At 65.0% G+C, this 25,790-nt stretch carries 24 protein-coding genes and 5 pseudogenes; 19 read left to right on the forward strand and 10 right to left on the reverse strand.

Annotated elements, in window-relative coordinates; genetic code table 11:
• Positions 1-139 precede the first annotated feature (139 nt).
• Together KI388_RS15355 and KI388_RS15360 are read right to left on the reverse strand one after the other, a co-directional pair.
• Positions 140-376: a hypothetical protein gene (locus KI388_RS15355; protein ID WP_251133120.1), complete on the reverse strand. Its 237-nt coding sequence runs from the start codon at positions 374-376 to the stop codon at positions 140-142.
• 32 nt (positions 377-408) lie between these two features.
• Positions 409-741: a hypothetical protein gene (locus KI388_RS15360; RefSeq protein WP_251133121.1), complete on the reverse strand. Its 333-nt coding sequence runs from the start codon at positions 739-741 to the stop codon at positions 409-411.
• A gap of 565 nt (positions 742-1,306) precedes the next feature.
• Here KI388_RS15360 and KI388_RS15365 point away from each other — a divergent pair.
• The 3 genes from KI388_RS15365 to KI388_RS07605 all read left to right on the forward strand — a co-directional run bounded on the left by KI388_RS15365 (position 1,307) and on the right by KI388_RS07605 (position 3,890).
• Positions 1,307-2,158 carry a hypothetical protein gene (locus tag KI388_RS15365; RefSeq protein ID WP_251133122.1) on the forward strand — a complete coding sequence of 284 codons (852 nt, stop codon included), beginning with the start codon at positions 1,307-1,309 and terminating at the stop codon, positions 2,156-2,158.
• Positions 2,155-2,703, forward strand: coding sequence for a hypothetical protein (locus tag KI388_RS07600; RefSeq protein ID WP_215086085.1), 549 nt, complete (start codon positions 2,155-2,157; stop codon positions 2,701-2,703). The genes KI388_RS15365 and KI388_RS07600 overlap by 4 nt, the downstream gene beginning before the upstream one ends.
• 107 nt (positions 2,704-2,810) lie before the next feature.
• Entirely contained in the window at positions 2,811-3,890 is a 1,080-nt protein-coding gene (locus tag KI388_RS07605) for a cold shock domain-containing protein (protein WP_215086086.1), read from the forward strand.
• Between the two features lie 364 nt (positions 3,891-4,254).
• Here the strand turns inward: KI388_RS07605 and KI388_RS07610 are convergent, their stop codons facing one another.
• Positions 4,255-4,482 (reverse strand): hypothetical protein, encoded by a 228-nt coding sequence (locus tag KI388_RS07610; RefSeq protein WP_094558434.1) that lies wholly within the window; start codon positions 4,480-4,482, stop codon positions 4,255-4,257.
• A 214-nt stretch (positions 4,483-4,696) separates the two neighbouring features.
• On the opposite strand from KI388_RS07610, the gene KI388_RS07615 reads away from it, so the two are divergent.
• From KI388_RS07615 to KI388_RS07625, 3 genes are read left to right on the forward strand one after another with little or no spacing between them, the layout of a single operon-like run.
• On the forward strand, positions 4,697-5,152 hold the full coding sequence (locus KI388_RS07615) for a hypothetical protein (protein WP_251133123.1): 456 nt from the start codon (positions 4,697-4,699) through the stop codon (positions 5,150-5,152).
• Complete coding sequence (locus KI388_RS07620) at positions 5,152-5,607, forward strand: hypothetical protein (RefSeq protein ID WP_215086087.1); 456 nt, start codon at positions 5,152-5,154, stop codon at positions 5,605-5,607. Before KI388_RS07615 ends, KI388_RS07620 begins: the two co-directional genes overlap by 1 nt.
• Entirely contained in the window at positions 5,604-6,704 is a 1,101-nt protein-coding gene (locus KI388_RS07625; RefSeq protein WP_215086088.1) for a tyrosine-type recombinase/integrase, read from the forward strand. The genes KI388_RS07620 and KI388_RS07625 overlap by 4 nt, the downstream gene beginning before the upstream one ends.
• On the opposite strand, the pseudogene KI388_RS15370 reads toward KI388_RS07625, so the two are convergent.
• A pseudogene (locus KI388_RS15370) lies at positions 6,701-8,017 on the reverse strand (phosphoribosylglycinamide synthetase C domain-containing protein). The gene KI388_RS07625 and the pseudogene KI388_RS15370 overlap by 4 nt on opposite strands.
• Before the next feature lie 78 nt (positions 8,018-8,095).
• Positions 8,096-8,746: pseudogene (locus tag KI388_RS07640) on the reverse strand (phosphoribosylamine-glycine ligase); the annotation flags it as partial.
• A gap of 120 nt (positions 8,747-8,866) precedes the next feature.
• On the opposite strand from KI388_RS07640, the gene KI388_RS07645 reads away from it, so the two are divergent.
• From KI388_RS07645 to KI388_RS07685, 9 genes and pseudogenes are all read left to right on the forward strand, one after another.
• Complete coding sequence (locus tag KI388_RS07645) at positions 8,867-9,673, forward strand: alpha/beta fold hydrolase (RefSeq protein WP_251133124.1); 807 nt, start codon at positions 8,867-8,869, stop codon at positions 9,671-9,673.
• Between the two features lies 1 nt (position 9,674).
• Positions 9,675-11,283, forward strand: a pseudogene (locus tag KI388_RS07650) (AMP-binding protein).
• Between the two features lie 55 nt (positions 11,284-11,338).
• Positions 11,339-12,040, forward strand: coding sequence for a helix-turn-helix domain-containing protein (locus tag KI388_RS07655; RefSeq protein WP_215086092.1), 702 nt, complete (start codon positions 11,339-11,341; stop codon positions 12,038-12,040).
• A 166-nt stretch (positions 12,041-12,206) separates the two neighbouring features.
• Complete coding sequence (locus KI388_RS07660; RefSeq protein ID WP_215086093.1) at positions 12,207-13,613, forward strand: ABC transporter substrate-binding protein; 1,407 nt, start codon at positions 12,207-12,209, stop codon at positions 13,611-13,613.
• Positions 13,613-14,518, forward strand: a complete 906-nt coding sequence (locus KI388_RS07665; protein ID WP_215086094.1) for an ABC transporter ATP-binding protein — start codon at positions 13,613-13,615, stop codon at positions 14,516-14,518. Before KI388_RS07660 ends, KI388_RS07665 begins: the two co-directional genes overlap by 1 nt.
• A complete protein-coding gene (locus tag KI388_RS07670) occupies positions 14,515-15,213 on the forward strand; it encodes an ABC transporter ATP-binding protein (RefSeq protein ID WP_215086095.1) in 699 nt (232 codons plus the stop codon). Before KI388_RS07665 ends, KI388_RS07670 begins: the two co-directional genes overlap by 4 nt.
• Entirely contained in the window at positions 15,210-16,265 is a 1,056-nt protein-coding gene (locus KI388_RS07675; RefSeq protein ID WP_215086096.1) for a branched-chain amino acid ABC transporter permease, read from the forward strand. Before KI388_RS07670 ends, KI388_RS07675 begins: the two co-directional genes overlap by 4 nt.
• A gap of 163 nt (positions 16,266-16,428) precedes the next feature.
• The gene (locus KI388_RS07680) at positions 16,429-17,640 is read left to right on the forward strand and encodes a branched-chain amino acid ABC transporter permease (protein ID WP_215088760.1); all 1,212 of its coding nucleotides are present in this window, start codon (positions 16,429-16,431) and stop codon (positions 17,638-17,640) included.
• A 141-nt stretch (positions 17,641-17,781) separates the two neighbouring features.
• Positions 17,782-18,840, forward strand: coding sequence for a 3-oxoacyl-ACP synthase (locus KI388_RS07685; RefSeq protein WP_215086097.1), 1,059 nt, complete (start codon positions 17,782-17,784; stop codon positions 18,838-18,840).
• 498 nt (positions 18,841-19,338) lie between these two features.
• Here KI388_RS07685 and KI388_RS07690 read toward each other — a convergent pair whose 3' ends face one another.
• The 4 genes and pseudogenes from KI388_RS07690 to KI388_RS07705 form a co-directional block, all read right to left on the reverse strand.
• Entirely contained in the window at positions 19,339-19,749 is a 411-nt protein-coding gene (locus KI388_RS07690; RefSeq protein ID WP_215086098.1) for a MaoC family dehydratase, read from the reverse strand.
• 94 nt (positions 19,750-19,843) lie between these two features.
• Positions 19,844-21,076, reverse strand: a complete 1,233-nt coding sequence (locus KI388_RS07695) for an FAD-dependent oxidoreductase (protein ID WP_215086099.1) — start codon at positions 21,074-21,076, stop codon at positions 19,844-19,846.
• Positions 21,077-21,267: 191 nt separating this feature from the next.
• Positions 21,268-21,501 carry a DUF2892 domain-containing protein gene (locus KI388_RS07700; protein WP_215086100.1) on the reverse strand — a complete coding sequence of 78 codons (234 nt, stop codon included), beginning with the start codon at positions 21,499-21,501 and terminating at the stop codon, positions 21,268-21,270.
• Positions 21,502-21,582: 81 nt separating this feature from the next.
• A pseudogene (locus tag KI388_RS07705) lies at positions 21,583-22,083 on the reverse strand (FAD-binding domain-containing protein); the annotation flags it as partial.
• Positions 22,084-22,341: 258 nt separating this feature from the next.
• On the opposite strand from KI388_RS07705, the gene KI388_RS07710 reads away from it, so the two are divergent.
• The 4 genes from KI388_RS07710 (at position 22,342) to KI388_RS07725 (ending at position 25,536) form a co-directional block, all read left to right on the forward strand.
• Positions 22,342-22,488 (forward strand): hypothetical protein, encoded by a 147-nt coding sequence (locus KI388_RS07710; RefSeq protein WP_215086101.1) that lies wholly within the window; start codon positions 22,342-22,344, stop codon positions 22,486-22,488.
• A gap of 80 nt (positions 22,489-22,568) precedes the next feature.
• Positions 22,569-24,467, forward strand: a complete 1,899-nt coding sequence (locus KI388_RS07715) for a prolyl oligopeptidase family serine peptidase (protein ID WP_215086102.1) — start codon at positions 22,569-22,571, stop codon at positions 24,465-24,467.
• 116 nt (positions 24,468-24,583) lie between these two features.
• On the forward strand, positions 24,584-25,102 hold the full coding sequence (locus tag KI388_RS07720; protein WP_215086103.1) for a transcriptional regulator: 519 nt from the start codon (positions 24,584-24,586) through the stop codon (positions 25,100-25,102).
• A 2-nt stretch (positions 25,103-25,104) separates the two neighbouring features.
• Positions 25,105-25,536, forward strand: coding sequence for a hypothetical protein (locus tag KI388_RS07725; RefSeq protein WP_251133127.1), 432 nt, complete (start codon positions 25,105-25,107; stop codon positions 25,534-25,536).
• A 9-nt stretch (positions 25,537-25,545) separates the two neighbouring features.
• Here the strand turns inward: KI388_RS07725 and KI388_RS15575 are convergent.
• Positions 25,546-25,760, reverse strand: a pseudogene (locus tag KI388_RS15575) (hypothetical protein).
• Positions 25,761-25,790 lie beyond the last annotated feature (30 nt).

Genomic DNA, 25,790 nt, shown 5'->3' on the forward strand with positions numbered 1-25,790 from the left:
TCTCGGGCCAACACGGCGACAATGCCGTACGCGCCCAGGTGGTACACACGGCTGGCTCACCCTCGCTTCTTTGTCTCGGGTGCGATGGTGTCAAACTGACTTATTTATTCTATATGAAGTTACCCTACGAAGTCGGGTCTCACATCGACTCAACGAACGCGAGCATTCCGAGCGCGGCCACTAACCCCACTGCCGAAACAAAGAGGTCGAGCACCCACCGAAGCAGCCAGTCGCGTGCTCGGCCTCCTTCGGGGCGAATCCCGAACCGAACTGAGAGGTGGCGAACGATCACGACCCAGGGGACGAGTATGAACCCGAACAGAAACGGCCACACGTCGATGTCGAGTCGAACCTGCACGATGTAAATCGGGAGCACGCCGATCAGTATCGGCGTCGCCGCGATCCGAGCTACGGCACGGAGCGGCCGACGCTGTAGTGCCGGAGGGTCGCCAGCAACCAATTCGGGAACCGACACGCCACACGATCGAAAGCTGGCAGCGATTTCGCCGAGCTGGCGTGGTATGAGAGCCCTTCTGGCTTCGTGACAGTAAGCGACCGATAGTGGAGTCGAGCAGCAACGATCGGCCCGAGCGGGATCAACTGTAGAGCGTCTACCTCCGTGAGGTCGACCGTCCGTTCGTCAGTACCGGTCGCCGCCGCGAACTGTTCGGTCTCGGGGTCGTCGAACTTGGGCTCGATCACAACGGTGCGAGTCTCGGGAATGAGCCGGTAGTGGTTCATTTTGAACCCCGCGCTCGAAAACCACACCATCAACCACAGACACGCACAGACGACCACGTACCCAATAGCTGCCCGAGAACCGAAAGCAGTTATCGACCCAAGGACCGCGAGCGGTAGCACGACAAAAAGCCGACCCAGATCGCAGGATGCATCGTGACGATGAACGCCGCCATCCGATGCGGAAGCTGACGAATGCCGTCGAGGGTCGTCTCCCAACGATGGCCGGGTTCTGCTTGTGCGGTGTCCGTGGAGGGCATACCGAATCACTCACGAGACGTCGATTAAATTCCTCGGTGAGCCTGGCAAGCAGTTTTACATAATTACGTTGAGTCTGTCGGCTTGTGAGCAGCGACGTTGAGCCGAGTGACTGGGCCGTCTTGATCCGTGGTTTGAGGCGTACCTCGGCTCCGGAAGCGGTGCGGGGACGCAGCGGTCTGATCGGGAGAGAGTGCTCCGGGAACCGGAACAGGAGTGGGAAGCGATTGATTCAGTGGCCCAAGCCGGATTGAACTCAAACTCCACGCTGTTCTGTAGTCCACCACTACAAGTCACGAACCAAGACCAATTGACCGAGTGGTGGACCGAACTCGATACGTGGTGGAATGCCTTCAGTAAAGCGGGCCACCAGAATGCAATTGAGATCGCTGATTTACTTGAACAATCCAACGCGTCGTGGGCAACATCCGCGGCTCCCTTTGAGACGGACCCGTTGGCTGCCGACATAACAGGGACGCGAGCGCTTCGGGGGCCAGTACGACCGAGCGGTGAACTAGACTGGTCGCAGTGGCTCGCGCAGTTACTTGAACCATCTGCGGCGCTCGTCAGAGAATTGTTTGACGTTCCAAGTGACGACCCACCGAACGAAGTACTCCGTGAGGCTCGACTCCCGAAAGAAGACAGTGGGGGACGCCGGGCGGATATTCTGGTTCGGCATCCCGACTACGGGGTCTCAATCGAAGTGAAACTCGGTGATGAGAACTATCGGAAAACGCCGGAGACGGCGCGGCTCATCGAACGGCACTACGATGACGTGCGGTGGGATCACATCCTCCTGTTACCAAAGCGGCAGCGTGGTCGTCTCAACGCAGTTGTGTCGCCAAGTATCGATGAGCACGCGGACGGGACGCGTGAGATCGTGTGGGACGAATCGGGACCAATTACCGTCCTGTACTGGCAGGACGTCGCTACAGCGGTTCGAGCGGTACTACAGCGAGGCGACATAGTTGATGATCACTGGGCAGCCAACGCGTATCTCTTCTGTGCGACGGTTGAACAGCACCTCGCGCGCTTCCATCCGCAGCCTGTGATCGACCGGATGGTGGACCCATCAGGTGTCGTTGAGACGGTGCGACCGATCGTTGTCTCGGACACACTCGACGAACAATTAACATATCTACGGTCGAGACTCGACCTATGACCGGCGAGTTTCTGACCGAGGGGTTGCGTTCGGATCGCTACCTCAAGGCACTCCAACTGATTTCGCAGTTCGAAGACGAAATCGAGGCACGCCTCCGCGTGTTCGACCAGGAGATGGTTGATGAACAGCCCGAGCTCTTCGACCCGGAGACAGACATGAGCGTGAAGACCAATCGAAACTCCGGGTCGGCACTTGCGATCCATCGCATTAATCACGAGATGGAGGGGCCGAAGGCACCAGCGAAGCGCAAGCAGCGACTGAACGTACACCTGTATTGGATGTCTCCGACGGACTACGATCGGACCGATGTCGACGGTGCGTTGCGAGCGTTCGGCTACAAAATCAAAGGTGCTGACGAAGCTGTTGACCAAGCGGTTGTTGACCGGACGCGTGAGGGTGACTGGTCGCTTTCAACTGCCGGTAATCCGTTCGACTCGAACACGGTTTTCTACAAGCATGTCGGATCAGTCGACGAACTCGAGGCGGCGCAGGCGGAATTCGTTGACCACTTCGCTACATTTGGTGGACGGTACAGCGAGAACTGAAGTTGGGGCCGTGTACCGTCGATGAGGTCTACGGGCGACGCAACCCCGATCGGGGCAATCAGTCACAAACATATTTTATGTGAACTGGTCAATTGCGATAGTAGTCGATGCCCCTCCAATATGACGGTGGAGATCGAATCCGAAACCCGGACCGTACTGATTACCGGGTCGGGAACCGATTCAAAACGGTTCTCGAGACGCTCCCAGATTCGACGGTCCCGGAAGCGCTAGTGATAGTCGGAATTCTGACTCGTGAGGTAACCCCCATCGATACCGACCCGTCAGCGCATCGGGAAACAGCGGCGACGATTACAGACCCACCGTCTGCTGAGGTCCCCGTTGAGACGGTTCAGCGGACTCTTTGGTTGCTCAGCGAGGTTCGGGGATCACTCTCTACGGAGCGCAAACAGGCAATCGGCAGGATACTCTCCGCTTCAGGATTGAACACGCCAGGAGGGTCTGAACCCGAGAGGGACCGAACGTGCGAGACGGACGAGAGTGTCGACTCGAACGCCGATAATTCGAACTCGACTGCGGGGGACGTGCACGAAGGTGGAGGCGGGCAAAACAATCTTGAGAGGGACTACGAGTGTGAGTTTTGTGCAGAGCCATTTGCTAGGGAACGTGAGTTGATGTCTCATCTAACGTCGTGTGCCGAGCGCCCTGATGGTGCTCGCTTCGGGTGCGATCACTGTGACCGCACATACCACTCTCAGCACGCAGTCGACCGCCATGTCGAACGCACTCATGAGCCGGAGCCAGAGGAACAGACAGTACATCGCTGTGCTGACTGTGGAGATAAGTTCGATGCGCCGATGGATCTCCTCAGGCACAAGGCGAGTCACACGGAACACTCGAACGATACCGCTGACACGGACGATTCCTCGGCCCCAACTGGCGGACAACAGCTAAACGACGGATTCGTGGCTCGGGACGATGTCGGTATTGTTGACTACTCTAATCCGGAGGATGGCTATGGGTTCATTTCGACAAGTGAGGTGACTGATGATGTCTTCTTCCACATGAGCAACGTTGCAGGTCGATTCCCCACAGAGGATGACCTACTACAGTATGATATCCGGGAGACCGATCGTGGGTACGAAGCGGTCGATATCGAGCACAAAGAACGGGCAGAGTCGTCAACCGACCCATTCGCCAGTACACGTACGCGCTGGGGAGGGAATTGATTTCAGAGGCTCTGTTGAAATACTATTATTCAGACATAAATTGAGATGAAACATCCGGCCCCTGAAGGGTGCTTATTTTTCGCGGCGTTCCCGACACATTCCACAAAAATCGTCGACCTCATCTACCGATGAAATCTCAATTGTCTCCTCAAACGAATCCTCCTCTGTAAACGTCTGTGCCCACCCGCAGTGATCTGGTTCAGTGAAGTGCCACATCTTGTCTTCCTTACGTGAAACTCTCATACGGTTTCATTACCAGCATTGCTGATAAGGATGTACCCTGTATTGACCGCAATCGGGGCAAAATAGATCACCTACTGAGGAACAGGGCCAATAATTCCTAACAGATTCTAACGAGTGTGGTTCACTCGTCGGGGTTCGCATCATCCAAGAGCAAGAAGCCCCTTTCAACGCGGATTACGACTTCATCTGTTTCTTCCGGATCGATACCTTGCTGCTCAAGTTCCTCCGCGGTCAGGAATACCGGAACTCCAATCGCACCGTCTTTGTCGGTTCGATTAATCTTCGCTTTTCGCAGTTGCTCAAAGACGCTTTTTGAATCATCTATTTCCTGATCGATATGGCGGGTCATGGAACTCCACTCGTGGCAGAGATAGTGTCTGGTTTCGATCCCTTGCGGACTCTCGGTATCCTAATTTTAGCACAGTATTTCGGGCTAATTTGTGTTCACTTTTAAAACCTAGTAGCAGACACCCCCCGAAATTGAATCATCTCAACGCTCTGCTGTGGCAAGCGATGTGTGCTTAGTTAAATATCTTTGTCGACAAGAACTATATTTGTTGCTGGTGAACCTTTTCTTGAGAAATAGTTCGATGACAAAACATGTAGCGACCTACCCCACCGACGAACAGTTAGAGCGGTGGAAGTGTGAGGCCGCGGAGATGGATATGTCGTTCTCAGAGTGGATTCAAGCAATGGTCGAAGCAGGGATGAAAAAATTCAGCCCATCAGTTGAGCGAGACGAGGACATCAACGACCTTCGAAAACAACGGAACAATCTCCGCAAAGAGCTAGAAGCCAGGAGATCACGCGTCCAAGAGTTGGAAACCGCACTCTACCAAGGTGAGCGTGAAGCAATTGCCGAGTACATCGAGAACAACCCAGGGGCCGAGTACGGCGAAATCATCCAGCATATGATGAACTCAACTCCCGAACGGGTGAGTCGTCAATTGGATGTCCTTGATGGAGAGCGGGTACGGCGAGATGAGGAGATGTTCTATCCAATCGAGAGTGAAAAATAGTGGTCTCAACGAAGATCGAAGAGCGGTTGGGGATATACAAGTCACTATCAGAGGTACCGGAAGAGTACCGTTTCTACTCGTTTTCCCCCGGCATAGATGAGCAAAATATCTGGTCGGAGTGGAACGAAATCCACTCTGATTCTAAGTGGAAGCGTGCGGAGGCACGCCGCGTCAAAGACCGCTGGGGAGACCATCTCGAAGACACGGGGAGACATTACGCATTAGCGACACCAGAAGATGTCGAGTCTTTCATCAAGGGGCTTCTTGACGAGGTCCAAATTGAGCGAGCGTACAAACCCTATTGGCTGTTCCTCAAGCGGTTCTACCACTGGCTCGTGTGGCACACTGAGTATCCACATCGATATAATCCGGTGCTAATGGCCTCAGCCAACTACCCAGCATGTAATGAAATCTGGGAGTTCGTCATGTCATTCGACAGGGAGTCATTCAAATGACAAACGAAAAACGCAGAGAGATCGCAGACGCCTTCGAGAAAGATTTAGATCCGCTCTCGACGCTCGAGGAGACCTTCATCAGAAAGGAACTTGAACCGTTTGAGGCGGCTCTTACCGACCTCATCGACTACGAAACGACGCCTCAAGGAACGATCAATAACTACACGGTACCAATCAAACAGTGGAAAAGCTTCATGGACAGATATGACCGTCACCCGGCATGCCCGGCTGAACACCATGTTGGTGCGTTCATTACATACCTCCGGCAAGAACGCGAAAATTCAGACAGCACCATTAAACCGAAGATCCGCCATTTGGATAGCGTTTTCAAACACTGGCAGTCCGACCCGGCCTTCCCCCACGACGACGCGTTCAATCCATTTTCGAAGGAACTACAGAGAGGTCACTTGTCACCAGAAGAAGCGAACGAACCGCCACGAATCTCTGTTCCTGAACTCCGTGAGAAGCTCCAAGACGTGAACCACTGGCGAGATCAGTGTATCATTGTGATGCAACTGAAACTCGGTCTCCGCGCAAGTGAACTGTGTAACATCAAGCTGTCAGAAATCAATCTCCGTCATCAAGAACTGACAGACCACTACGATGAGATGGGGACGCACAGACGAGTCCGCGACCGGCCCAACTGCGTCTACATTCCGCCTGACCGAGATCTGAACAAGTCAAATGTCCCCCGAGTGCTTCCACTCGACGATGAGATGCGGCTGCTCCTCATTGAGTATCTTCTCGTGAGGCCCGACAACGGAAAATCATGGCTGTTTCTCTCTCCGACCCGCCATAATCAGATGAACAACTCAAAAATCAACGAGATTTGGAAAGATTACTTCCACCCCGAATATAAGATGGATCCTGATGATCCATATCGGAGTCTAACCTCACACTTCGGTCGCCACCGGTTCTCAACGCACTTCCGAAACGAACGGCAGTGGCCAGAAGAGAAAGTACAGTACATGACGGGCCACAAGGGTAGCTACGACAGCGATCAGCATGACTCACTTGCCACATACGTCCACACGTACTACGAAGACATCAAAGACCGATACCTTGACGAGATCTACAAGTTCGGGCTTGGTATCTAACTATCCGCAGGTCCTAGGTACCCCCACGCCTGTAGACGGTCTCCATCGCCGCTGATCCAACGTTCACCGATGTCATCGCGGTAGTACATATTCGGCATCACGATATCATCAATCCGGTCGTACGCTTGCTCACGCGCTGCCTGCATCGTCTCACCTTTCCCGGTCACAACGATGGGCATCCCATTGCCGCCGGCAACACGCCACTGGCCGTCAACCTTCTTTGCGTCTTCAAGATGAATCCCTTCGCGGCTCTCCGCCTCGAAGACCACTGCGGCGTTTCGAGAGTTCTCATCGTATGTCTTGTCGTCGTCGAACGGGAACGGTGGGAGGACAACCCGAATGGCGATCTGGTAACCATTGTGAACCTCTACGTTCGGGTCGTTTCCGTGTGCGAGGTCGTAGAAGAACTCGCCGGTAGACGACTCGATTGACTCTTCTTGTAGCGCAATCGTCGGGTACCCGAACCGGGGTGTGAACTCTAGCGGATAGATCCCGCTTTCGTTGACGATACAGTTGATGTCAATGCTTCCAACGTACCCTTCGTTGGCGAGCCAGCCTTCGAGTTTGCCAAACGTCTCCTCGAACAGTTTGTTCTGCCCCGCCCAGAACATCGACGTTCCCATCTCACCAGTCTGTGGACCGATGTTCCAGGGAATAATTTCTTATGCTCAAAATTGAAATTGACTTGGTCAATAAACGTCTCACCGTTGAAGAATCCGCAGATGGCGACTTCGACGCCTTGGACTTTCCGTTGGAGTTGGAAGCCCTTCATTCGGTGACCCCACGCCTTCTTGTAAGCACGGAGTACGTCTATAACGTCACTCCCGTCATCCTCATTCCCGACATAGAGTAATCGTTTGACGTTCTGAACTTCGCCGAGTGGCTTGATGACGTATGGAGCCGGATTCTCTTTGACATGGTTGATGCCCTCGTCGAAGTCGTGGAAGATGTGGTGCTCAACGGTGTTGACGTCGTGCTCTTCGAGGACCTCCATCGCATAGCCACGATCTTCTTCAAGATGATCGGTTCGGGGTCCCACCAACGACAGCCTTCCCTTGCTCGCGGAGTTCCTGAGCGAGCTTGCCCGTCCCGATGTCCGGGCCCACCCAGATGTCGTCGAAAATGATGACGTCGGCCCAGTCGACCTCCGCCCGCCAATCATCAGTCTTGGGCACGAAGCCATCACCGATTTCCTGATCTCCTTCCGATTCGATGTAGTATTTCACATCGTGACCCTCGCGGTGGACTTGCCACGCGAGGTCAGTGATCAGTGCGGCATCGGCGGAAACGAAGAGGAAGTGTTTGGATTCCATTGTTGTGGTTTAAGCAGCGGTGACAGCAGTTTGTCTCTCGGTACACTGCGGTGAGTTATATAATAGATCCCGGAAATAGTGCTCGAAGTTGAAGTTCACCCGGTCGACGAACTCGTTCCCGTCGAAGAAGCCGCAGACGGCGACCTCGACGCCCTCGACCTTCCGCTGGAGCTGGAACCCCTTCATCCGGTGGCCCCACGCCTTCTCGTACGCCTTCAGCACGTCGGCCACGTCGCTGCCGTCGTCCTCGTTGCCGACGTACAGCAGGCGCTTGACGTTCTGGACCTCCCCGAGCGGCTTGATCACGTACGACGCCGGGTTCTCCCGAACGTGTTGGATCCCCGCGTCGAACGCGTGGAAGACGTGGTGTTCGACGGTGTCGACGCCGTGGTCTTCGAGGACCTCCATCGCGTAGCCGCGGTCCTCCTCGAGACGGTCGGTGTTCGGCGTCCCCCCGACGACCGCGTGTCCCTCCTCTCGGAGTTCCTGCGCGAGTTTGCCGGTCCCCACGTCGGAACCGACCCAGACGTCGTCGAAGATTATCACGTCGGCCCAGTCGACCTCGGCGCGCCAGTCGTCCGTCTTCGGGACGAACCCGTCGCCTATCTCCCGGTCGCTCTCGGCCTCGACGTAGTACTTCACGGCGTGGCCCTCGCGGCGGACCTGCCACGCCAGGTCCGTGATCAGCGCCGCGTCGGCCGAGACGAAGAGGAAGTTCGCGGTGTCCATGCCGGGCCGTCGCCCGCGACGGACTTGAGTGTGAGTGCCGGCGCGCGCTTCCCGGTCGCCTCCGGGGAGGTTGAAACGTTAACGCTCGGGTTGATGGACCGTGCCGTGGTCGATACGGGTATGCCAAGCGTGACACGCGACGGCGTGGCCATCGACTACGCCGTCGACGGGGACCCCGACGGACCGACCGTGCTGCTGCTCGAAGGGCTCGGGTACGGCCGGTGGATGTGGCGGTGGCTCGCCGAGGCGTTGGCCGACGACTACGAGGTGCTCCGCCCGGACAACCGCGGCACCGGTGACTCCGACGTGCCGGAAGGACCGTACTCGGCGGCGGAGATGGCGGCCGACGCGGCCGCGGTCATCGACGACCGCGGCGTCGACGCGGTCCACGTCTGCGGCGCGTCGATGGGCGGGATGATCGCCCAGGAGCTCGCGCTCGCCGACGACCGCGTCGCCTCGCTGGCGCTGCTCTGTACGTCGCCGGGCGGCGACGAGGCGGCCCCGACGCCGCCGGAGGTGCAAGAGCACATCTTCTCCGCGCCCGAGGACGCGGACCCCCGCGAGCGGATCCGCTACCTGATGGAGCCGGCTGTCTCCGACGGCTTCTACGAGCGCGAGCCGGAGCTCGTCGACCGGATCGTCGACTGGCGGCTCGCGGGCGACGCGACGCCGACGGGCCGCGAGGCGCAGGTCGCGGCCGTGGCGGCGTTCGACGCGAGCGGTCGGATCGGCGACCTCTCCGTACCGACGCTCGTCCTCCACGGGACCGCGGACCGCGTCCTCCCGGTCGAGAACGCCGACCTGCTCGCGGAGCGCCTCCCGCACGCCGACGTTGAGCTGTTCGAGGGCGGGCCGCACCTCTTCTTCGTCGAGGAGCGCGAGCGCGTCAACGACCGCGTCCGGTCGTTCCTCGGCGGGGTCGCCTGAGATGGCGACCGGAGACGATCCCCGGAGCGACGACCGCGCGGAGGGCGCCGGAGCGGAGTCCGCCGCCGACCCGCGACCGCATCCGCACGGCGACCGCGCCTACGACTGGGTCGGATCGCTGTCGGCCCGCCGCGCGCGGCTCTCGCCGGATCGGGTCGCCGTCACCGACACGGCCGCGAACGCCGAGTACACGTACGCGGAGTTGGACGAGCGCGCCAACCGGACCGCGCGGTTCCTCCGCGAGGCCGACGTCGAGACGGGCGACCGCGTCGCCGTCGTCTCGCGGAACCGCGTCGAACTGGTCGACCTGTTCTTCGCGACCGCCAAGACGGGAGCGGTGCTGGCGCCGCTCTCGCACCGGCTCGCCGAGCGCGACCTCGCCGCGGTGTTGGGCACGGTCGACCCCGAACTGCTCCTCGTCGAGGCCCCGTTCGGCGGCGACGTCATCGACGCGTTGGAGCGGGCGGACGTCGAGCCCGCGGTCCGATCGATCCCGACCGACGGGGACGACGCCTGGCGGCCCTACACGCGGGACCTGCCCGTCGACGGCTCGCCGGTCGAGACCGCCGACGTCTCGCTCGCGGACCCGCACCTCTTCTTGCACACCGGGGGGTCGACGGGGACGCCGAAGGAGACCGTCATCAGCCACGGGGCGATCCGCTGGAACGCGTTCAACACGATCACCGCCTGGGGCTCCGCGAGGACGACGTGACGCCGATGGTGTTCCCGATGTTCCACACCGGCGGGTGGAACGTTCTCACCGTCCCCTTCTTCCAGATGGGCGGACGTGTCCTGTTGAGTCCGGAGGTGGACCCCGGCCGCGCCTGCGCGACGTGGAGCGCGAGTCGGCGACGACGCTCGTCGCGGTCCCCGCCGTGTTGCGGATGATGGCCCGCCACGACGAGTGGGCGGACACCGACCTCTCCTCGCTCCGATTCGTGAAGAGCGGCGGCGGGCCCTGTCGCGAGAGCGTCATCGCGGCGTGGCGCGATCGCGGCGTCGAGATCTCACAGGGGTACGGGCTCACCGAGTGCGGCCCGAACAACTTCGCGATGCCCGACGACTTCCCGCCGGAGAAGACCGGCAGCGTCGGCGTCCCGGTGCTCGCGGTCGACGCGCGCGTCGTCGACGAGGACGGGCCGGTGCCCGACGGCACGGTCGGCGAACTGGAACTCGCGGGCCCGGCCGCGGCCGATCAATACTGGAACGAACCCGAGGAGACCGCGGCGACGTTCGGCGACTGGGTGTCGACCGGCGACCTCGCGCGCGTCGACGAGGACGGCTACTACCACATCGAGGGACGCAAGAAGAACATGTTCGTCTCGGGCGGCGAGAACGTCTACCCGCCCCGCGTCGAGGACGCGCTCACCGACCACCCCGCCGTCGAGGAGGCGGTCGTGATCGGCGTGGCCAGCGAGCGGTGGGGGACGGTCGGGAAGGCGATACTCGTCGGCGACGAGTCGCTCACGCTCGACGAGGTCGAGTCGCACCTCGCCTCGCGCGTGGCCCGGTACGCCGTCCCGAAGGAGCTGGCGTTCGTCGACGAGATGCCGACCTCCGGGCCCTCGAAGATTGACCGCGCGGCGCTGAAGGAGCGCTTCAGCGAGTAGGTGGCGGGTATTCCACAGGAACAACCATTATATACGCGGAAAATAAGGAGGGGGCATGCTCGACGTCACGATGGATATGGAGCAGTTCGACTGCCCGTTCATCGACACCTCCGCCGACCACGACGTCTCCTTCTCCGCCATGCACTGGCAGCTGGACACCGCGTCGGAGCAGTTGGAGACGCGGCTGCTCGTGGAGTCGCCGGACCGCTACGAGCTCGGCGAGGGGCTCTCGGCGCTCCGCGACCACGAGAACATGGCCGAGTACCGGCTGTTCTCGAAGGAGGACGGCACCGCAATCGTCCGCACCGTCATCGAGGAGACGAACGCGATGTCGACGATAACGGACCACGGCGGCTACATCACGGGCCCGTTCCTGATCGAGGACGGCTCCGAGCGCTGGCAGGTCGGGTTCGACGACGAGGCGACGACGGAGGCGGCGCTCCACGACTTAGAGAAGGGTAACGAGTTCGTCGTCGAGGACCGCTCGGAGCTCTCGATGGAGGCGCTGTTCGACACGATGCGGAACGCGAACGCGGCCTCGACGATGCTGGACGCGTGCCGCGACCTGACCGACGTCGAGCGCGAGACCATCGAGTCCGCGGCCGACGCGGGCTACTTCGAGTCGCCGCGCGAGGCGACGCTGTCGACGCTAGCAGACGAGTTCGACGTCTCGACCGCGGCCGTCTCGAAGAACATGCGCCGCGGCGAGAAGAAACTGCTCCGAAGCGTCGTCGCCGCGCTCGACGGACTCGAGTAGTGTCGACCGAGCGACCCCCAGTCACCGGGAGCCACCGCGTTCGACCGCGCGCGGCGTTCGAAAAACGCGGTTTCGGCGCCGATTTCCGCCGTCTTCCGTCGAATCCGCGCGGACTGTTAACATCTTAACTCGGCCCTTCATGGTGGTGTCCGTCATCGGATAGTGTATGCGAGACGAACACACACGGCGAGCGTATCTGCGGGGAACCGGTGCCGCGGTCGGCGCGGCCGGACTCACGGGACTGGCCGGCTGTTCCGGCGGGGGAGACGGCGGGGACGGCTCCGACGGATCGGACGGCTCCGACGGCAGCGGCGGTGGTGGCGGCGACCTCTCCGGCGAGACGATCCGGATCGGCGCGATCCAGCCGACCTCCGGGGATCTTCAGTACTACGGGCAGATCAGCCTCCGCGGGTTCTACTCCGGGCTAGCGTACAAACACGACCTCGACCCGATCGAGGAGGCCACGCCGGGGACGTACACGGTCGAGCCCGAGGGGGGGCCGACCTACGAGATAATCGTCGAGGACACCGGGTTCAGCCCGGACACGGCCCAAAGCGTCGCGACCGACCTCGTGGTCGACGAGGAGGTCGACGTGCTGTTCGGGGCGTCCTCCTCGGACAGCGCGCGGCGCGTCATCGACACGGTCGTCGACGAGAGCGAAGTCCCGTTCCTCATCGGCCCCGCCGCGGACGCCGACATCACCGTCAGCGAGGAGTTCTGTCACCCGCTCGCGTTCCGCGCGAGCGAGCACACGGCGATGGACGCGCGCGCCGGCGGCACCTACGTCGCCCGCGAGTTCGACATCGACACGGTCGCCATCTTCGCGTCGGACAACGCGTTCGGGCAGGGGGTCGCGAACAACTACACCGAGGTGCTGGAGGCCGAGGGCGTGGAGGTCCTCGAACCCCGGTTCGTCGAGCAGGGGTACTCCGAGTTCGACGGGCTCTTCGAGCAGGCCGTCTCCGACGGCGCGACCGGCGTCGTCGGCGGCTTCACCGCCGCGACGCTGCCGCAGTTCCTCTCGGCGGCGGTGTCGTACGACATCCAAGTGTTCGGCGGCTTCGCTGCGCTTTTGACCACACAGCTCATCGGCGGGACCATCGAGTCCGCGCTCGGCGAGGACTTCACCGCGCAGGACATCGAAGAGGCGGGTCTCGGGCCGTTCACTACCCGATACCACTGGAACCAGTACGACAACGAGATCAACGACGCGTTCATCGACATGCACACGGAGGCGTACGGCATCGTGCCCGACCTGTTCAGTTCGGGGACGTTCACGATGGCGTCGGCGCTCGCGCAGGCGGTGAGCGAGGCGGGCTCGACCGACGGCGCCGACGTCGCGGACGCGCTGCGCGGCATGACCGTCGCGGACACGCCGAAGGGCGCCGACGCGTACACGTTCCAGGAACACAACAACCAGGCGGCCTCGCAGATGACGGTCGCGTGGCCGGTGCCGACGACCGACGAGTTCGCCGACACCTGGGACGCGGCGATCATGCCCGGCGAGCCGGAGCAGCGCCTCGACGCCGAGGACGTAATGGTCCCAGAAGAGGACGCGAGCTGCTCGCTGTAATGCTGCTGGAGACCGAGGGGCTCACGAAGCGCTTCGGCGGCATCACGGCCGTCGACGGCGTCGACTTCGCGTTAGAGGCCGGCGAGCTCTGCTCGATCATCGGCCCGAACGGCGCGGGGAAGACGACGTTCTTCAACCTGCTTACGGGCGTGTTAGAGCCCTCTGACGGACGGATACGGTTCGACCCGGCGGGCGACGGGGACGGCGGATCGCCGGTCGACATCACCGCCGCCTCGCCGGACGAGACGGCGCTCGCGGGGATCCACCGGTCGTACCAGATCACGAACCTGTTCCCGACGCTGTCGGTGCTGGAGAACGTCCGGGTGGCCGCGCAGGCGGGCCGCGGGAACGACTCCTGGAAACTCTGGCGCAACGTGGCCGACTTCGAGGCCCACTACGCGGAGGCGACCGCGATCCTCGAGCGGATCGGGCTGGCGGGGGAGGCGGAGACCGTCACGGAAAACCTGAGCCACGGCGAGAAGCGCAGCCTCGAGATCGGCGTCGCGCTCGCCGGCGACCCGGACCTCCTCCTACTCGACGAGCCGACCGCTGGCGTGTCGAGCGAGGGCGTCGAGGAGGTCGTCGCGCTGATCGAGGACGTGGCCGAAGACCACTCGGTGATGCTCATCGAGCACAACATGGAGGTGGTGATGGACATCTCCGACCGGATCGCCGTCCTCCACCGCGGCGAACTGATCGCCGACGGGCCGCCCGAGGACGTGCGCGGCGACGAAGCCGTTCAGGAGGCGTACCTCGGCGGCTACGGCCGCGAGGAGTCCGAAGACGGACCCGCCGCGGGCGAGGGGAGCGGCGGCGACGCCGACCGCGACGACGCCGCCGACCGCGACGGCGACGCCGTGGCCGACGGCGGGCGCCGCGCGAGCGCCGGGGGTGAACCGCGGTGAGGACTCTCGAACTCGACGGCGTCCACACCTACTACGGCGAGAGCCACATCCTCCAGGGGCTGTCGCTGTCGGTCGAGGAGGGCGAGATCGTCGCCTTGGTCGGCCGGAACGGTGTCGGGAAGACGACGACGCTCCGCACCGCGCTCGGGCTGACGCCGCCCCGCGAGGGGACGGTCCGGTTCGACGGGACGGACGTGACCGGGATGGAGCCCCACGAGATCGCGGCCCGCGGAATGGGGTGGGTCCCGGAGGAGCGTCGCGTGTTCTCGCATCTGACGGTCGCGGAGAACCTCCGCGTCGCCGCGCACTCGTCGGCCGACCCGGACGCGCGGATCGCGGAGGCGTACGAGCTGTTCCCGGCGCTCGACCGCTTCGCGGACAAGGAGGCCGGCGACCTGAGCGGCGGGCAACAGCAGATGCTCGCCATCGCCCGCGGGATGGTCGGGGACAACGAGCTACTGTTAGTCGACGAGCCGAGCGAGGGGCTCGCGCCGCAGATCGTCGAGGACGTCGTCGAGGCGCTGCGCGCGGCCTCCGCGGACACGACGATGGTACTGGTCGAGCAGAACTTCCGGCTGGCGATGGATCTGGCCGACCGGTTCTACCTCGTCGACCACGGCGTCGTTGTGGAAGCTGGCGAGACGGCCGGCGTCACGAGCGAGGACGAGCGCATCCGGAGGTACCTCACCGCATGAGCCCCGGAACGCTCGCCGCTCCCGTCGTCTCGCAGATCGCACCGCTCGTCGACCCGACCGCGCTCCTCGCGACCGGCGGCGCGGTGGAGGGACTTCAGACCGCGGCCCGCGTGCTCGCCGAGGGGATCGGCAAGGGCGCGGTGTACTTCACCATCGCCGTCGGGCTGACGCTCGTCTTCGGACTGATGGGCGTGCTCAACTTCGCGCACGGCGCGGTCGCGATGGTCGGCGCGTACCTCGGCGGGCTGGTGCTCGTCCTCCTCGTCGGCGCGAACACCGGGACGCTCGCGACGATACTCGTCTTCTTCGTCGCGCTGGCGCTCGTGTTCGCGGTCACGACCGCCGCCGGCAGCGCGATGGAGGTGGCGCTGATCCGACCGATCTACGACCGCACGCCCACCTACCAGATCCTGTTGACGTTCGGCGTCTCGCTCATCATCGAGGAGGTCGCCCGGATCGTCTTGACGCTCCGCGGGATCCAGCCGGACCCGCAGTGGCAGGCGCCGATGGCCACCGCGCCGGACGTGCTGCTCGGTCGGACCGAACTGCTCGGGGTCGGCGTCAGGCGGCTGTACCTCTTCGAGGTCGCGATCGGCGCGCTCGTCGCGGTCGCGGTGTGGGCGTTCCTGACGAAGACGCTGTACGGGCTCTACATCCGCGCCGGCAGCGAGGACACCGAGATGGTCCAGGCGCTCGGCATCGACGTGCGACAGGCGTTCACCGTCGTGTTCGGCGTCGGCACCGGACTCGCCGCGGTCGGCGGCGTCCTGCTGATGTGGGACCCGATCTGGGGGCCGAGCGTCCTCCTGAGCGTCGACGTGCTGCTGTACGCGTTCGTCGTCGTCATCATCGGCGGGCTCGGGAGCTTCACCGGGACGCTCGTCGCAGCGGGCATCGTCGGGATCGCCGACTCGGTGACGACGTGGCTGTTCACCACCGGGATCGTCACCTTCCCCGGCCTCTCCGAGGTGACCATTTTCCTCCTGCTCGTGGTGATGCTCATCATCCGCCCGCAGGGGCTCTACGGCGTCGAGGAGGTGGGGGGCCATTAGCGACCCCGACCGTTCCGCCGACGAGGGCGCCTCGGTCGAGGGAGACGACCCCGGCGACGATGGCTCCTCGGCCGACGCGAACGCTCCCGTCGACGCGAACGCTCCCGTCGACGAGGCGGACCCGGTTCCGCCGTCGACCGCGACCGGCGGCCTCGGCGAGCACCTGCGGGACCACGTCGTTCACGCGGCCGTCATCCTCGGGTTCCTGCTGTATCCGCTGGTCTACGAGGCGCTGCTGGCGACGCCGGCCGCGCCGTTCGCGGAGGCGTTCCTCCCCGCGATCACGTTCATGGTCGTGGTGTTGTACATGGGGCTGTTCGCGATGAGCTTCGACTTCGTCAGCGGCTACACCGGCTACCTCTCGTTCGGCCACGCGGCGTTCTTCGGCACGGGCGCGTACTTCGTCGTCCTCGCCGCGAACGGGCAGGTGCCGGGGGTCCCCGGTGGGACGCCGTTCATGATCACGCTGCTCCTCGGCGCCGTGCTGGCCGGGGTGCTCGCGCTCGTCATCGGGTCGGTGTCGTTCCGGCTCACGGGCGTCTACTTCGCGATGATCACGCTCGGGTTCGCGCAGGTGATCTACGAGCTGATCCGGTCGTGGGGGTACGTCTCCAGCAACCCGACCGAGGGCGCGACGGTGAGCGGTGACGCGCTCGCCATCGGCGTCCCCTACGTCGACGCGCTGAGTCTCGACGTGGGGCGGCTCACGGGCGAGAGCGTCGAGAACCTGCTCGGGCTCGGGATCGACCTGTCGGCGACGGTGGTCTCGTACTACGCGCTCGGGGTCGTCGTGGTGGTCTGCTACTTCGCGATGCAGCGGATCATCCACTCGCCGTTCGGGCGCGTGATGATCGCGATTCGGGAGAACGAGGAACGGGCGCGCGCCGTCGGCTACGCGACCTACCGGTTCAAACTGGCCGCGTTCGCCATCAGCGGCTTCTTCGGGGCGATCGCTGGCGGGGTCTTCGCCGCCTACTCGCGGTCGGTCGCGCCAGACGGGACGTTCTACTTCCTCGTCACCGCCGACGCGCTGATCACGACGATCGTGGGCGGGTTCGGCACCCTCGCTGGCCCGATCTACGGGACCCTGTTCAATCAGGGGTTAGCGGACGTCCTCTCCACCGAGAGCGGCGGGATCGCGACGCTGCTGCGCGAGGGACTCCCGGCGAGCGTCCTCGAAGCGGACCTCTTCGGGGTCAGTCTGGAGCTGTTCGTCAACACCGCGGTCGACGGGCGCGCCCCGCTGTACCTCGGGATCGTCTTCGTGCTGTTCGTGCTGTTCGTCCCGAACGGCATCCTCGGGACGCTTCGCGACCGGCTCGGCGGCACCGTCGGGAAGCGGCTCCCGGACTACCTGCGGCGCTATCGGAGGTAGCGTTGTGGGGCGCGGGCCTACCGGCTCGAACTCTGCGGTGTCAGTACGCACAACGGCGACGAATCACGATGCGGACACACGACACATGATCGACACCACGCGACGCGGCGAACCGAATCGAACGCGACGTGGGGGACACCGATGACCGTCGGTATCACCGGAATCGGGACGTACGTCCCGGACGAGATCATCACGGGCGAGGCCATCGCGGCCGAGAGCGGTATCCCCGAGGAGGTGGTCGTCGAGAAGATGGGCGTCCGCGAGAAGCACGTCTGCCCGCCCGACGGCGACCACGCGACCGACATGTCCGTGACGGCGGCCGAGGCCGCGCTCGCGGACGCGGACGTGGACCCGACCGACCTCGACGCCGTCGTCTACCACGGATCCGAGTACAAGGACCACGTCGTCTGGTCGGCGGCGGCCGCGATCACCGACCGCTTGGGCGCGACGAACGCCTACGCGACCGAGAGTTACACGCTCTGTGCGGGCGCGCCGATCGCGTTGCGACAGATGACCGCGCAGCTAGAGACCGAGCCGATCGACACCGCGCTGCTCGTCGCCGCCAGCCGCGAGGAGGACCTCGTCGACTACGGCAACGAGGACAGCTCGTTCATGTTCAACTTCGGCAGCGGCGCGAGCGCGTTCGTCGTCGAGGCGGCGGACGACGAGGCGTCGGACAACGGGGTCGAAAGCGATCCCTTCGACGGCCGAGCGCGGGCGACCGTCCTCGCCAGCGCGGCCGAGACCGACGGCTCGTTCGCCGACGACGTGGTGATGCCCGCGGGCGGGTCGAAGCGCCCGGCGAGCGGGGAGACGGTCCGCGAGGGGCTCCACACACTCGACGTGCCCGACCCCGAGGGAATGAAGGAACGCTTGGGGCCGGTGTCGCTGCCAGCGTACCTCTCCGTCGCCGACACCGCCTTGGAGCGGTCCGGGTTCGACCGCGACGACCTCGACTTCGTCGCGCTCACGCACATGAAGCGGTCGTTCCACGAGCGCGTCCTCGACGAGCTCGGCCTCGACCCCGCGGGCGACGGCTACTACCTCGACGAGTACGGCCACGTCCAGAGCGTCGACCAGGCGCTCGCGGTGGAGCGCGGCGCCGAGACGGGTCGGCTCAAACCGGGCGACCTCGTCTGTCTGCTCGCGGCCGGGACCGGCTACACCTGGTCCGCGACCGTGCTCCGGTGGCGAGGCTAACCGCTTATAAATAGTTGACTGTGGGTCGGTGGCGGATACCTCCGAAACCTCGACCGCTCGCTTATAAATGGCTGAGAGCGGATCGGCGACGAACACCTCCAAAGCCCCAGTCGCGAGGACTCGCGCGGCTCGTTGCGCGCCTCACTCGGTCGCTCCGCTCCCTCGTTCCGGTGTCGGCGGCGGCGGCGCCGCCGGCTTTCCGTGGCGCGTAGCGCCACGCTACTTACGTCGCCGTGCTTCGCCCTCGCGACTGCCCCTTTGAGTCCCGCCCCGCACAGCACCGAAGCCTCACGCCTCCCCAGCCTCGTCGGCCGGTCTCCGCTTCGCTCCGACCGGCCGACTCCAGCGAGAATCGAAGATTCTCTGGCAGCCGGCGGCTTCGCCGCCGGCGACCTCGCGCGTGCGACTCGCGCCCTGTGGGCGCTCGTCGGCACGCGCCACCTCCCCCTCTTTTCGTTTATTTATAAGCCGTATTGGCCGAGCGTCCGCCGTCGTGGGTCACTCACCGCTTCCGTGCGGCACCGACAACACCGTCGCCTCGCCCGAGAGGACGCGCTCGTCGCGCTCGGGGACGGTCGCGGTGGTCTCGACCGCGAGCCGGTCGTCGCCCAGGTCCTCGGTGACGCGGACGGTCGCCTCGACCGTCTCGCCGGGGAAAACCGGCTTCTCGAAGGACAGGTCCTGCGAGAGGTAGACGATGTCGCCGGAGAGCCGCGCGAGCGCGCCGGAGACGACCGCCGCCGACAAGATTCCGTGCGCGACGCGGCCGCCGAACATCGTCTCGGCGGCGTACTCGTCGTCGAGGTGGATCGGGTTCTCGTCGCCGGAAACGGCCGCGAACGTCTCTATCGTCTCATCGGTGATCGCTACCTCGTGGGTCGCCGTCTCGCCGACCGTCGCGACTGGCATACCGATCGGTCGCGCCGTCGGGCCCTCAACCCCGTGGTTCAGCCTCGAACCCGCGTCGGCACGCGGCCGCGACGCGCCCGGAGGCGTCCGTCGGTCAGTCGTCCGCCGGCGCGTCGACCACGCCGGCGTCGGTGGGGTTCGCCCCGCCGTACTCCTCGACGAGTTCGTCCAGCCGCTCGGGGTCGTCGGCGTGAGCGAGGGGCTCTTCGGCGGTCTCGCAGTCGGCCTCGACCCCCAGCCGGTCGCAGACGCGGTCGACCGTCGTCTCGGCCATCTGCCGATAGGTGGTCAGTTTCCCGCCCACGACGCTGTACAGCCCGGCCGCGCCGTCGCGCTCGTGGTCGAGCAGCGTGAAGCCGCGCGAGATGCCGCGACGGTCCTCCCCCGACTCGTCGGGCGCGTATAGGGGTCGGACGCCCCACCACGTCCGAACGGTCGGCGCGTCGGCAACGGCGGGGAGCATCGCGGCGCACTCCTCGACCGAGCGCTCGACCTCCCAGTCGGCGCGCTCGTAGTCGTCGGGGTCCGAGACGGGGACGCTCGTCGTCCCCAACACGACCTCGCCGTCGTGGGGCACGACGATATCGCCGTCGTCGGGGTCGCGGCACCGGTTCAACACGGGGCCTAACCCCTCGTGTTCCACCGAGACCATCACGCCGCGGCTCGGCGCCATGCCGACCTCGACGCCGGCCATCTCCGCGATCGAGTCCGCCCACGCGCCGGTGGCGTTGACGACGACATCGGGCGAGAGCGCCGCGTCCACGTCGCCGCCGACGCGGACCGATTCGACCGCGCCGTCGCGGACCGTCACGTCCTCGACCGGCGCGTGCGGGTGGACGGTCGCGCCGCGGCGCTCGGCGTCAGCGGCGTTGGCGGCGACCAGCCGAGAGGGGTAGATGACGCCGTCGGGGACGCGGAACGCCTCCTCGACGTCGTCCGCGAGCCCCGGCGCCGCCTCGCGGGCGGCGTCGGCGTCGAGCCGCTCCGTCTCGATCCCGACCGCCTCGCAGGCCGCGACCTTCTCCTCGAAGTAGTCCGGGTCGTCGCCGGCGAGTCGGACGAACAGGCCGCCCGTCTCGCGGACGCAGGCGCCGGCGATATCGCGGAGCGTCCGGTTCTCCTCGATGCACTCGCGGGCGCCCTCGGCGTCGGCCTCCGCGTAGCGGGCCCCGCTGTGGAGGAGGCCGTGCGAGCGCCCGGAGGTCCCGCTCCCGAGTCCGCCGCGGTCGACGAGCGTCGCGTCGACGCCGCGCGCGGCCAGGTCCCGGGCGATCCCGGTCCCCGTCGCGCCGCCGCCGATCACGAGGGCGGTCGGACCGTCGCTCACGCGGCGGTCACCCCGGTTCGGACCCGACCGCGTTCCGCGGCGCGACGCCGTCTGCTCGGCTCGGTGTCGAACATGCGATCGGTACGCGCTGCGGTCACTTGAGGCTGCCGTCGGACATGTACGAAAACCAACGTTCCAACGGCTCTGTAGTCGGAATATCGGTTATCCTGAAGCGAAGGAGAACGGGACTATCAGCGCGAGCCGCCGGCGTCTGCGGGGCAGGTGTCGACGCCGAGCAGGGCGTACAGACCGCAGGTCCCGGTCGCGGCGGTCGCGAGCATCGCGAGCGCGACGACGCCGAGGACCGGGGCCGCGAGCGCGGGGAGGGGCGCGGCGCCCGCGAGGGTGGCTATCGAGGCGACGCCGGCGAGGGCGCCGACCGCTGTCCTGACTCGCTTGTCCGTCGCGCCGACGTTTTGTGTCATAACGCACAATACGACGCACAACCGTATGAAGCTTTCCACCACGGGGGCACCGCCCGCCCTCCTCGGGATTCGACCACCCGTTCACCCGAACTCGTCGAGGCCGGTCTGGGCGGACTCGTCGGCGTCGCTCGCGCCCGACCCCGCCGGCTCGCCGTGTTCGGCTGCGATCGACCGCGCGCCCTCGATCCCGCCCGAGAGCGACGCGCGACGCGCGATCTCCTCGTCACCGAGGCGCGTGGCGGCCGCGTCGAAGGCGTCACCGTAGCGCTCGCGGAACTCCAGGCGCGCCCGCTCGTAGTCGACGACCCGGCGCGGGTAGTCCGCGCCGACCTCGACGCCCGCCTCGCGCTGGACCGCGAGCGGCGCCTTCTCGGGGGCGTCGAGGTGTGCGGCGGGCAGCGGGTCGAGTTCGGGGACCCACCGTCCGATGAACTCCCCGTCCGGGTCCTGATCGCGCACTTGCTTGCGCGGATCGTACAATCGCAGCCCGGGGCGGCCGACCAGCCCGCACTGCGACTGCCATTGCGTGTAGTTGATCGCGGCGTCGCCGTCGATCAGGTGCTCGTAGAAGTGGTCGGCGCCGCCGGAATCCGACCAAAATCCATTTGTGAAATCCCTACAAAAAGGCCCGTGAACTGAGCCCTCCGCTACGGTATCGCGCTGATCGTCGGACTGTCCGTCACCGGTCTCGTGGCGCGATTCTCCCCCGGTGACCCGTTCGTGACCGCGGCGATTTTTCCCGTCTGCGCGGCGGCGACTTCGCTTGTCGTTTCCCATCGGAAGACGTGGCGGGAAACGTCGCGCGGTGAGACGAATCGGCGGGCGCGGTTCCGAGGGGCCATGGGCGCCGGCGTCGAGACGTTCACCACGAACGTCATCGCGAACATCTCCCTTGCGGCCGGCGTCGCGACGCTCGGCCTCATGCTGTTCGGGATGGCGCTCGGTCTCGCGGAGTTGGACCGCGTCTCCGAGTCGTCACCCGTCTGAAGGTGTCGGAACCATCGCGCCACGCGCGCATCGACTCTCCGGGAAACGTTCAAGACGGTTCCGCCGCCCGTTCTACTCGGATGTCAGAGACCGAGGAACCCGACGTACTCCGCGAACTGGCGGAGCTTCCGACCTTCTCCAGTCCCCGAGTGTCGCCCGACGGCGAGACGGTCGCGCTCTACTACGACGCGACCGGCCGCAACGAACTCCACCTACTCGACCCGGCCGACGGGTCGCTGACCCAGCTGAGCGACGGCGACGTGCCCCGCTCGGTCCGCGCCGGGTTCGAGTGGGACCCGAGCGGCGACCGCCTCTTCTACCACCGCGACGAGGGCGGCGACGAGCAGCACGACGTGTGGGCGATGTCGCTCGACGGCGAGAGCGAGCCGGTCGTCGAGATGGACGGCCAGACCTACCTGCTGGACGCGGGCGAGGACGGCGAGACGCTCCTGCTCGGCTCCAGCCGCGACGGGCAGATGAACCTCTACCGCCACGACCTTCCGAGCGGCGAGACGGCGAAGCTCACCGAGTACGAGCGCGCCACCGGGTCGGGGCAGCTGTCGCCCGACCGCGACCGGATCGCGTACGCGACGAACGAGACCGACGCCTACGAGAACGAAGACGTCTACGTCGCTGACGCGGACGGCTCGAACCCCCGGAACCTGAACGTTGGCGAGACGGGCGCCGAGGCGGCCCCGGTCGACTGGGGACCGGACGGCGGTCGACTGCTCGTGAGCGACAACACCACCGACTTCGGTCGGTCCGGGGTCGTCGACCTCTCGGACGGCGTCGACGGGGCGACCGTGACGTGGTTCGGCGGCGACGACTCCGAGGAGTCCCCGAGCCACTTCCTCGACGGCGGCGACCGCTTCGTCGCGAGCCGGACGCGCGGCGCCGTGACGGTCCCCGTGGTCTACGACGTCGAGACTGGCGAGGGCCGCGAACTCGACTTCCCGGCCGGCGTCGCCGGCGTGCTGGAGGGGCGGCTGACCGACGACCGCCTGCTGGCGACTCGGACCACGTCGAGCCGGCGCCCGGAGCTGGTCGCGTACGACCTCGAAAGCGACGCCACGGAGACGGTCTTCGAGGCGGAGTACGGCCCGTTCGACCCCGACGACTTCGTCGAGCCGGAGACGGTGTCGTTCGTCTCCGACGGCGTCCCCGAGACCCCGGCGCGGGCGGTCGACCACGACCCGTACGAGGCGTTCGAAATCGAGGGCCTGCTGTTCGACTCCGGCCGACGCCCCTCGCCGCTTATTATCAACCCGCACGGCGGCCCGCGGCACCACGACGCGCGGCGGTTCAGCTACCGGGTCCAGTTCCTGCTGTCGCGCGGCTACTCCGTGCTTCAGGTGAACTACCGCGGCTCCACGGGGCGCGGCCGCGAGTTCGTCGAGGAGCTGTACGACGACTGGGGCGGCGCCGAGCAGGGGGACGTGGCGGTCGGCGCCGAGCACGTCCTCGACGAGTACGACTGGCTCGACGAGGAGCGCGTCGCCGTGTACGGCGGCTCCTACGGCGGCTACTCCGCGAACTGGCAGCTGGTCCAGTACCCGGACCTGTACGCCGCCGGGATCGCGTGGGTCGGCGTCAGCGACCTGTTCGACATGTACGAAAACACTATGCCGCACTTCCGGACGGAGCTCATGGCCAAGAACCTCGGTGACCCCGACGAGAACGAGGCGCTCTACCGCGAGCGCAGCCCCGTGACCCACGTCGGGAACCTCGACGCGCCGCTCCTCATCGTCCACGGCGTCAACGACCCGCGGGTGCCCGTCTCGCAGGCCCGGATCCTCCGGGACGCCCTCGACGACGCCGGCTTCGAGGCGGGCGTCGACTACGAGTACGAGGAACTGGGCGAGGAGGGCCACGGCTCCGGCGACATCGACCAGAAGATCCGCTCGCTGGAGCTGCTCGACGACTTCCTCGACCGACGGATCGGCGCGGAGCGGACCGCGGTCGCGTCGCTGGACGACTGAGGAGGCAGTAGCGCCTCCCGGTCTAACGGTCGTCCGGTAAACGCGCCGACCGCGGACTCAACAAATATATCTTGGTCGCAGAAAGAAATATGTAGTTTTGTCTCGTCGTGCGAGGTATGGCAGATGAGGCGCACCGCGACGACCCGCCCTCGTTCGAGCGACCTTTTGAGAACGAAGACACGAAGGGGCGCGTGTACGGCGCGGTGTTACATGCTCGGGAGCCGATGACCGTCTCCAAAATCGCTGAGCGGGCGGACTGCTCGGACGAGTCGGCGCGGGCGCACCTGTCGTTCTACGCCGACCTCGGCATCGTCGTTCGTCACGAGGGGCGGCCGGTCCGGTACGAGCGCAACGACGACTACTTCGAGTGGCGGCGGGTGAGCGAACTCGCGCGCAAGCACACCATCGACGAGTTACGGGTCCGCGTGTCCGAACTGACCGACCGGATCGAGGGGTACCGCGACGAGTACGACGCCGACTCGCCCGCCGACGTCGACGCCCTCGCGTTCGACGCGCCGCGGATCGACGACGTGTACGCGGACCTCGGCGACTGGGCCACCGCCCTCGAGGCACGCCGCCTTCACGAACGCGCTCGGCGGAAGGCGGCCGGATCCGCGGTCTCGTCGCACGGCTGACGATGGCACCGGCAGACGACGGCGCCAGTCCCGCACCGATAGACCGATCGGTGTTGGAGCGGATACGGTCTCGATGCGCCGGTAGTCGCACCGTCGAGTCCGCGGAGTTACTCGAAGCGGGGAACACGCACCTGCGCGTCGAGTTGTCCCCGGAGTACTACCTGAATGAGGCGGCCGCTCGGTTCGAGATTCGCTGGTACCGCAACGACGACTTCGCCGTCCACTACCAGGAGGACCGACGGGGTACCGCGTGGAAGTGTCGGTGGGACCGGCACCAGAACGCGCACAACTCGCGGGACCACTTCCACCCGCCGCCGACCGCGGGCCGCACCGACGCGCGGGACGCCGAGTGGCCCTCGGACCACCGGGACGTGATTCGGATCGCCTTCGATCGAGTGGAGGATCGTATCGAGACGCTGTGGGGGCGACGGTAGGGTCCGTCTTCACCCGACGAGCAGTTCGATCGCCCCCGGAAACGCCATTCCGATCCCGACGACGCGCGTGAGTGTCACCTTCCACTCCGCGGGTTCGACCTCGGACCACGCGCCCGCTTGCTCCCGATCGAGTCGAGTCGCTCTTCGAACCGGGCGAGCCGGTACGGCCAGACGGCCTGCGGGATCCCGAACGCGAGGAGGAAGAGGGCGAGCGCGGGGTACACGGTTGTGCTTGATCGAGTTCGCTAGTGACC

The sequence above is a fragment of the Halorubrum sp. 2020YC2 genome (genome assembly GCF_018623055.1).
GTDB lineage: Archaea > Halobacteriota > Halobacteria > Halobacteriales > Haloferacaceae > Halorubrum.

Bases quoted from the DNA above. Each gene is read 5' to 3' on its own strand.
- KI388_RS15360 (WP_251133121.1), bottom strand. From the start codon at position 741: ATGAACCACTACCGGCTCATTCCCGAGACTCGCACCGTTGTGATCGAG.
- KI388_RS07600 (WP_215086085.1), top strand. From the start codon at position 2,155: ATGACCGGCGAGTTTCTGACCGAGGGGTTGCGTTCGGATCGCTACCTC.
- KI388_RS07605 (WP_215086086.1), top strand. From the start codon at position 2,811: ATGCCCCTCCAATATGACGGTGGAGATCGAATCCGAAACCCGGACCGT.
- KI388_RS07610 (WP_094558434.1), bottom strand. From the start codon at position 4,482: ATGACCCGCCATATCGATCAGGAAATAGATGATTCAAAAAGCGTCTTT.
- KI388_RS07625 (WP_215086088.1), top strand. From the start codon at position 5,604: ATGACAAACGAAAAACGCAGAGAGATCGCAGACGCCTTCGAGAAAGAT.
- KI388_RS07645 (WP_251133124.1), top strand. From the start codon at position 8,867: ATGCCAAGCGTGACACGCGACGGCGTGGCCATCGACTACGCCGTCGAC.
- KI388_RS07655 (WP_215086092.1), top strand. From the start codon at position 11,339: ATGCTCGACGTCACGATGGATATGGAGCAGTTCGACTGCCCGTTCATC.
- KI388_RS07660 (WP_215086093.1), top strand. From the start codon at position 12,207: ATGCGAGACGAACACACACGGCGAGCGTATCTGCGGGGAACCGGTGCC.
- KI388_RS07665 (WP_215086094.1), top strand. From the start codon at position 13,613: ATGCTGCTGGAGACCGAGGGGCTCACGAAGCGCTTCGGCGGCATCACG.
- KI388_RS07675 (WP_215086096.1), top strand. From the start codon at position 15,210: ATGAGCCCCGGAACGCTCGCCGCTCCCGTCGTCTCGCAGATCGCACCG.
- KI388_RS07685 (WP_215086097.1), top strand. From the start codon at position 17,782: ATGACCGTCGGTATCACCGGAATCGGGACGTACGTCCCGGACGAGATC.
- KI388_RS07690 (WP_215086098.1), bottom strand. From the start codon at position 19,749: ATGCCAGTCGCGACGGTCGGCGAGACGGCGACCCACGAGGTAGCGATC.
- KI388_RS07700 (WP_215086100.1), bottom strand. From the start codon at position 21,501: ATGACACAAAACGTCGGCGCGACGGACAAGCGAGTCAGGACAGCGGTC.
- KI388_RS07710 (WP_215086101.1), top strand. From the start codon at position 22,342: ATGGGCGCCGGCGTCGAGACGTTCACCACGAACGTCATCGCGAACATC.
- KI388_RS07715 (WP_215086102.1), top strand. From the start codon at position 22,569: ATGTCAGAGACCGAGGAACCCGACGTACTCCGCGAACTGGCGGAGCTT.
- KI388_RS07720 (WP_215086103.1), top strand. From the start codon at position 24,584: ATGGCAGATGAGGCGCACCGCGACGACCCGCCCTCGTTCGAGCGACCT.
- KI388_RS07725 (WP_251133127.1), top strand. From the start codon at position 25,105: ATGGCACCGGCAGACGACGGCGCCAGTCCCGCACCGATAGACCGATCG.